Below are 6,554 nucleotides of genomic sequence, written 5' to 3' on the forward strand. Positions count from 1 at the left end.
GCGCGCCCGCCCGCCGCGGCGGTGCCGCCCCGGCCCAAGCGCCACCGGCTGATCCAGCAGGGCCGCATCGTGCTCGGCGACAGCCTCGTGCCGTGCGTGATCCACGATCTCTCGCGGGCGGGCGCGAAGATCCATCTCGCCGCGCGCGTCGAACTGCCCGGGACCTTCGACCTCGTGATCGCGGGCCACGACCTGCGCACGGTGCGGGCGAGCCTGCGCTGGCGGCGCGGCGCCTTCGCGGGCCTCGCCTTCCTGTCCCCTCTCCCCTGAGGCCTGCCTGTCCACAGGCCGTGCGGGATGGCGCCCGCGGGAGGCGGGCGCTTAACCGCCCGCTAAGACGATCGCCGCAATAAGAGGGCATCGCACTCGCCCTCGGCGGGCACGATGGAAGCGGCGGCCGGATCGCGAGGTCCGGAGACATGATGTCGGCCCGCCGCTCCGGTGAGAACCCGGATGTGTAACGCGTAGCGGTACGGGCCCTGTCGCGGCCCGTGGCATGAGGCCGTCCTGCTGCCCCGGTGCGAGCCCGGATCTTCGGACGACATCCCGCATCCTCCTTTCCGGAAAGTCAGTCGCGTGACCAGCCTTCTTACGAATACCGCCGCGATGACGGCGCTCACCACCCTGAAGAGTATCAGTCAGCAACTTGATACGACCAGCAATCGCGTTTCGACTGGCCAACGTGTGTCCAGCGCTTCCGACAATGCAGCCTACTGGTCGATCGCGACTAGTGTGCGCTCCGACAATGCGTCGCTTGGCGCCGTAAAAGATTCTCTTGGACTTGGCGCATCGGCTGTTGATACAGCGTACAATGGCGTTACCAACGTCATCGAGCAGCTTAAGAATATGCGCTCCAAGCTGCAGACTGCGCTGCAGCCAGGCGTCGATCGCAAGAAGGTCCAAACTGAGATTGATGCGATTCAGAGCAATATGAAAGCTATTGCCGACTCGTCCGTCTCGAACGGCCAGAATTGGTTGTCAACTAATACTGGTGCTACTGGCTTTCAGGACGTGAAGAAAATCGTAGCGGGATTCTCGCGCGATGCGGCTGGGGTGACAACATACTCTACCATTGATATCACAGTGTCATCGACTGCGCTTTATAACGCTACGACGACTAAGTCCGGAATTCTCGACAAATTGACAACCGCTGCTGGCGCCAACGGAACCGCCGCAGGCTATTCGGTTGCCGAGATGGATATTAGTGGGGCTGCGGTCACCGACGACAACGTTAAAGACTACATTAATCTGGTTGAGTCCGCTTTGGCTTCTGTGACTGATATCGGTACAAAGCTTGGCGCGAACAAGACTCAGATCGACGGTCAGAAGACCTTTGTCGATACTCTTATCAAGGCTAATGAGCGTGCCGTGGGCACCCTCGTCGATGCCGACATCGAAGAGGAGTCGACCAAGCTGAAAGCACTTCAGACTCAGCAGCAGCTGGCAGTTCAGTCGCTGTCCATCGCCAATACGGCTAGCCAGAACGTCCTCTCGCTCTTCCGCTAAGAGCGTGGGGCGCCGCCCGGCCCCGAGCCGGGCGGCGGACATGCGAAGAAGGCCGCGCCCGGCGACGGGCGCGGCCTTTCTCGTTTCGCGCGGCGCCCGGGCTCAGCCCACGAAGGTGTAGCCCGCCATGCGCTTGGCCTCGATCGGGTCGTGGCCGAGGCGCGCGCGCAGCTTCTTGCGCAGCTTCGAGATGTGGCCCTCGACCACGCTCTCCTCGCAGGCGCTCTCGTGGTCGCCGTAGACCGCGTTGAAGATCTGGCCCTTGGTGACCTGGCGGCCGCGGTTCCGCGCCAGGTATTCGAGGATGTGGCGCTCGCGGCGGGGCAGGAGCAGGCTCTGGCCGTCGATCTCGGGGTCGCGCCCGTCCGCGTGGACGACGAGGCGGCCGGCCTGGTCGAGGCTGGCGGCGGGCGCGGCGCCGCGGCTGACCCGGCGCCGGATCGCGTTCGCCCGGGCGATGATCTCGCGCACGTGCACGGGCTTGCGCACCACGTCGTCGATGCCCGCCGTGAACAGCGCCAGCGTCTGCTCCAGGGAGCGGGTCTCGTTGAGCGCGATGATCGGCGCGGGCGAGAGGCTGCGGATCGCGGCCGTGCAGCCCGGCCGGTCGCCGCAATCGCCGAGCAGGAAGCCCTCGACGCCCGCGAGGTCGCCGGCCGGCAGGTCGCTGAGCCAGACCTGGAAGTCGGGGGCGGGCAGGCCGCGGGCGACGACGCCCTCCTGGCTGAAGCCGGCCACGTACTGGGCGGTCACGCTTTCACGCTCGTCGATGACGATGAACATCTCGGCTGCCCTAGAGGCGCAGGACATCGCCGGCGTCTCGCGCGGGGCGCGGACGACCGAGAACTGTCCTGCAACTGGTCTTGCTGTGTTGTTCTCCGGCCGGGCGGTGCGGAAACCTCTGCGAGGACTTCCGCCGGCAAGCCGGAGGGCCGAACGTGTACCGTTCGTTAAGACGAGGATTTTGTTTACAATGGTTAACGCGTGGTTAACGGTCTGGCACGCCAGCATGCCAGCCGCGGCTCGCGTGGCGCGTGGGCAACGCTTGTTGCGCCGGAGCCACAGGGCGTCGGCGCTGAACCGATCACGGTCCCGCGGGTTGGACGGCTAAGGGTCTCTCGCGAAACGCCCGCTGCACCCTCGCGTGCAGAGGGAGGGCTTCCTGTGAGCGGGAGCTTTGTGAGGTGCTCCGAGGCGCCCGCGCGGCGCCCCGACGGGACGGACCGAGGAGGCAGGCCATGTCGCGGTTGAGCGTGAGGCCCGCGGGCGACGGCACGCACGCGGTGATCGCCGGCAACGACCCGCTGGTCAGCGGGCTGAGCCTGGACGAGGCCGAGAACTATCTGACCTTCATGCGGGCCGCGGCGCGGGTGCGGCGGACGCGCCAGCTGCCGGAGGCGCTGCGTCGGCGAAGCGAGCGGCCGGCCTGACCGGCCGGGCTCCGGGCCCGCGTTACAGGTAGTGCCGGAACACGACCGCGTCGGCGGCCGGGGAGGCGGCACGCCCGCCCGCGCGGCCCGCCGCGCGGCCGGTCCAGCCGGAGGCGGGGACGACCAAGGCCAGCAGGGTCAGAATCCGTCGCGCCGTCACCGCGATCATGGGGACCTCCTGCATCGGTGGGGCTCGAACCCGGGCCTTCGGCGATGCCTCGCCGACTCCTGCAGCCTAGCTCCGGGGAGAGCGCCGCGACGTGCCGTTGCGCACCGGGAGGAGGGCCCGGGGGAGGCCGACCGTTTGACCCCGGCGCGGCCGTTGCGTAGGCGATCCGATGCCCAACGCGCCGTCCCGTCTCCAGACCATCGCGCGGGTCCTGGCCTGGGGCCTGCTCGCGGCGCTCGTCGTCGTGACCGCGGCCCCGATCGGCCTGCGGCCCGAGACCGCCCTGCCCGTCTCCGCCGAGCGCTTCGGCGCCTTCGCGCTGCTCGGCTTCCTCTTCGCCTGCGGCTACCCGCGGCGGCGCCTCGCGGTGCTGGCGCTCACCCTCGCGGCGGCGGGGCTGCTGGAACTGTCCCAGCTCATCCAGCCCACCCGGCACGGGCGCGGGGCGGATTTCCTCGTCAAGGCGGCGGGCGGCGGCGCCGGCTGGGCCGCCGGCCTCGTCCTGGCCCGCGCGCTCGCCCGGCTGCGCCACCTGCGGCCGGCCGCCTGAGCGTCCGGCCCAGGCCGCCTGAGCGTCCGGCCCAGGCCGCCTGAGCGTCCGGCCCAGACCGCCTGAGCGTCCGGTCCAGACCGCCCGAGCGACTCAACCCCTGGGCTCCCGAGCCGCCCGGGCCTAAGCCTTCCGCGCCGTGGCGCGGCCGGATCCGTGCGCTAAGCTGCCGGTTCGGAGCAGACTTCGGGCCCGTCCGGCACGGCCGCGGCGGGCCTCCTTTTGGGGCGCCGCGGTGCGCTCACCACGCCACGCTGTAGGCGACCTCCACCGAGCGCGGGCGCCCGAGCAGCCAGTTGGTGCCGACCCCGCCGACCGCGTTGCCCGAGATCGCGTAGACCCGGTCGAACAGGTTGTAGAGGCGCAGGCTCAGCCGCGAATCCGGCGTGACCTGACGGTCGAGCCCGAAATTGACGAGGGTGTAGGCCGGGCGCCGCGCGGTGTTGGCGAAATCGCTGAACACCGTGCCGACGTTCTGCACGCCGACGCGGGCCTCCCAGTCGCGGGCGAAGGCGTACGTCGCCCAGAGGTTGGCCACGCGCTCGGGCACGTCGATCGGCTGCCTGCCCGCGTAGGAGACCGCCTGCCCGCCCACGACCTGCGTGAAGTCCTCGTACTGCGCCCTCAGGAGCGCGAGGTTTCCCTCGAGCCGCCAGCCGTGGGGCAGGCGCAGCGCCGCGGCGAACTCGACGCCCGTCGAGGACTGGCTGCCGACCTGCACCCCGACCGCGGCGGCGCCGGGCAGGCGCGAGATCAGGTCGTCCTTCACGATGCGGTAGCCGGCCAGCGTCCAGTCGAGCGCGCCGTCGAGCACGACGCCCTTGGCGCCGACCTCGACCTGCCGCCCCGTGGCGAGCCGGAAGCCCGCCAGCGACTGGGACAGGGTGATGAGGCTGCCGACCGGGTCGGTCGCGGTGGCGACCTGCGCGTAGAGCGCCGTATCGGGCGTCGGGTTGAAGACGAGGCCGAAGCGGTAGCCGAGCGAGCGGTAGGTCTTCTCGAAGGTGTCGCCCGTGACGAGGTCCTGTCGGTTCAGCGTCGGCGCGTCGAAGCGCACGCCGCCGAGGACGGAGAGCCGGTCCGACAGGATCAGCCGGTTCTCGGCGAACACCGAGGCCTGGGTGGTGTTCGTCGCGTAGGCCGGCCGCGCCCGCCCGTCCTGCGGGAAGAAGCCCGGGTCGTAGCCCAGCAGCGGCACGCTGTCGGTCTTGTCGAACGTGAAGTTGTTGGTGTGGCGGAAGCCGATGTGGTTGACGTCGAAGCCCGCCAGGAACGCGTTGCGGAACCCGAGCAGCGAGCCCCGGAAGGCCGCGTCGAAGCGGTTACCGACCTGCTCCTGGCTGTGGTAGATCTCGAGGTAGTCGCCCCGGTCGACGAGGCCCGTCGCGCGGTTGAAGCTGTACTGCTCCACGTCGAGCCAGTGCCGCCGCGAGGTCAGCCGGTAGGCGGTGTTGCGGATGGTGACGTCGGCGGTGGGCGTCCACTCGGTCTTCAGTTGGGTCCAGTTGTCCGCGAAGGTGATCTTGGCGTCGCGGACGTTGTAGTTGTTGAAGCGGATCCGGTCCGGGATCTTCCCCGCGACGAGCGGCGTGCCCCAGTAGCGCTCGGGCTCCTGGTAGCCGAGATCGTGGCTGAGCGTGAAGGCGAGGTCGGTGCTCGGCCGGAACAGCAGCGCGCCCGAGACCGCGAGGCTGCGGAAGTCGCCCACCGGCGAGACCCAGCCGTCGCCGCGGTTGCCGCTGACGTTGAGCCGGTAGGCGAAGGTGTCGCCGAACTCGGCCTGGCCGATCGCCCCGCCGGAATCGAGGGCGAGGCGGGCGAGCCCGTCGCTGCCGATGACGGCGCGACCCGCGTTGACGGCCGAGAAGGTCGGCTTCTTCGGCACCACGTTGATCACGCCGCCGATGGCGCCGTCGCCGTAGAGCACGGAGGCCGGGCCCCGCAGCACCTCGATGCGCTCGACGTTCCAGGTGTCGAACGGGAAGGTCACGGTGTTGGCGCCGACGTAGAGGCGGGTGCCGTCGTAGAGCGTCTGGACCGAGTTCGGGCCGGCGAAGCCCCGGGCCGTGAAGGCGCCGTTGCCGTTGCCGGGCGCCGCGATGCTGGTGATGCCGGTGGCGTCCTGCGTCACCGCCTCGGCCACCGTGTTCTGGCCGCGCAGGCGCGCGGTCTCGCCCGACACGATGTCGATGCTGGCCGGCGTCTCCAGGGGCGTCAGGCCGAGGCGGCTCGCGCCCCGGTCGGGGGTGCGCAGGTTGAGGCCGACCGGGTCGGCCCGGGTCAGCGAGACGCCGGCGCCCTCGACCGAGAGCTGGTCGAGCACGACGCCGTCGACGATGGCGGGATCCCGGGCGGCCGGTTCCCGGGCGGCGCGATCCTGCGCCTGGGCGCCCGTCAGCGGGAGGAAGAGGAGCGGCAGCGCGCGCGCGGCCCGCCGGAGACGGGCGCGGTGGTGGAGGCTGGGCATGGGTCGGGTTCTGAGGTCCGGGCGCGGCGGCGCCCCGGCGACGGCTCTATCGCGGATGTAACATTGTTACAATAAGCCAGTGTAACAGTGTTGCGTCCATGGGCCCGGCGCATCCGCGGCGCCGCATCATCCCCGGAACGGGGGGCGCGGTCCGGCGGTGCGGACGGGGATGGTGCGAGGGCGAGCATCGGCGGGCGCGGGCGGCCTTGTGGCACGTCACCGCGAACGAGGCCGCGACGGCCGCCTCCCCGCAGGTATGGCGGCGCCTCGACACCCGCCAGGACACCCCGCCCGGCGCGTTTCGCGTGTGACCACGGCTGACGGCAGGTCTCCTGGCTCGCGGGTCGCCGCCTTCTCACCGTCTTCCCGGGCCGAAACCCAGTGACATGGTGGCGGAAGGCTCGCCGCTCACAGTTGCGGGGGCAGCCGCGG

At 70.3% G+C, this 6,554-nt stretch carries 7 protein-coding genes and 1 riboswitch; of the genes, 4 read left to right on the forward strand and 3 right to left on the reverse strand.

Annotation, left to right across the window (positions count from 1 at the left end; translation table 11 throughout):
- Nucleotides 1-21 precede the first annotated feature (21 nt).
- Together AX737_RS09295 and AX737_RS31955 are read left to right on the forward strand one after the other, a co-directional pair.
- A complete protein-coding gene (locus AX737_RS09295) occupies nucleotides 22-270 on the forward strand; it encodes a PilZ domain-containing protein (RefSeq protein WP_066920821.1) in 249 nt (82 codons plus the stop codon).
- A gap of 306 nt (nucleotides 271-576) precedes the next feature.
- Nucleotides 577-1,506, forward strand: a complete 930-nt coding sequence (locus AX737_RS31955) for a flagellin (protein WP_082772966.1) — start codon at nucleotides 577-579, stop codon at nucleotides 1,504-1,506.
- A 102-nt stretch (nucleotides 1,507-1,608) separates the two neighbouring features.
- Here AX737_RS31955 and AX737_RS09305 read toward each other — a convergent pair whose 3' ends face one another.
- Nucleotides 1,609-2,289 carry a response regulator transcription factor gene (locus tag AX737_RS09305; protein WP_066920814.1) on the reverse strand — a complete coding sequence of 227 codons (681 nt, stop codon included), beginning with the start codon at nucleotides 2,287-2,289 and terminating at the stop codon, nucleotides 1,609-1,611.
- A 455-nt stretch (nucleotides 2,290-2,744) separates the two neighbouring features.
- Here AX737_RS09305 and AX737_RS09310 point away from each other — a divergent pair, with 455 nt between their 5' ends.
- A complete protein-coding gene (locus AX737_RS09310) occupies nucleotides 2,745-2,936 on the forward strand; it encodes a hypothetical protein (RefSeq protein ID WP_066920815.1) in 192 nt (63 codons plus the stop codon).
- A 22-nt stretch (nucleotides 2,937-2,958) separates the two neighbouring features.
- Here the strand turns inward: AX737_RS09310 and AX737_RS33080 are convergent, their stop codons facing one another.
- Nucleotides 2,959-3,120: a hypothetical protein gene (locus tag AX737_RS33080; protein WP_156453614.1), complete on the reverse strand. Its 162-nt coding sequence runs from the start codon at nucleotides 3,118-3,120 to the stop codon at nucleotides 2,959-2,961.
- A 154-nt stretch (nucleotides 3,121-3,274) separates the two neighbouring features.
- Between AX737_RS33080 and AX737_RS09315 the strand changes: the two genes are divergently transcribed.
- A complete protein-coding gene (locus AX737_RS09315) occupies nucleotides 3,275-3,655 on the forward strand; it encodes a hypothetical protein (protein ID WP_066920817.1) in 381 nt (126 codons plus the stop codon).
- Between the two features lie 241 nt (nucleotides 3,656-3,896).
- On the opposite strand, the gene AX737_RS09320 is transcribed toward AX737_RS09315, so the two are convergent.
- Nucleotides 3,897-6,122: a TonB-dependent siderophore receptor gene (locus AX737_RS09320; RefSeq protein ID WP_066920819.1), complete on the reverse strand. Its 2,226-nt coding sequence runs from the start codon at nucleotides 6,120-6,122 to the stop codon at nucleotides 3,897-3,899.
- A 304-nt stretch (nucleotides 6,123-6,426) separates the two neighbouring features.
- Nucleotides 6,427-6,554, reverse strand: a riboswitch (cobalamin riboswitch). This riboswitch is flagged as partial in the annotation.

The sequence above is a fragment of the Methylobacterium sp. CCH5-D2 genome, from assembly GCF_001556475.1.
GTDB classification, from domain to species: domain Bacteria; phylum Pseudomonadota; class Alphaproteobacteria; order Rhizobiales; family Beijerinckiaceae; genus Methylobacterium; species Methylobacterium hispanicum.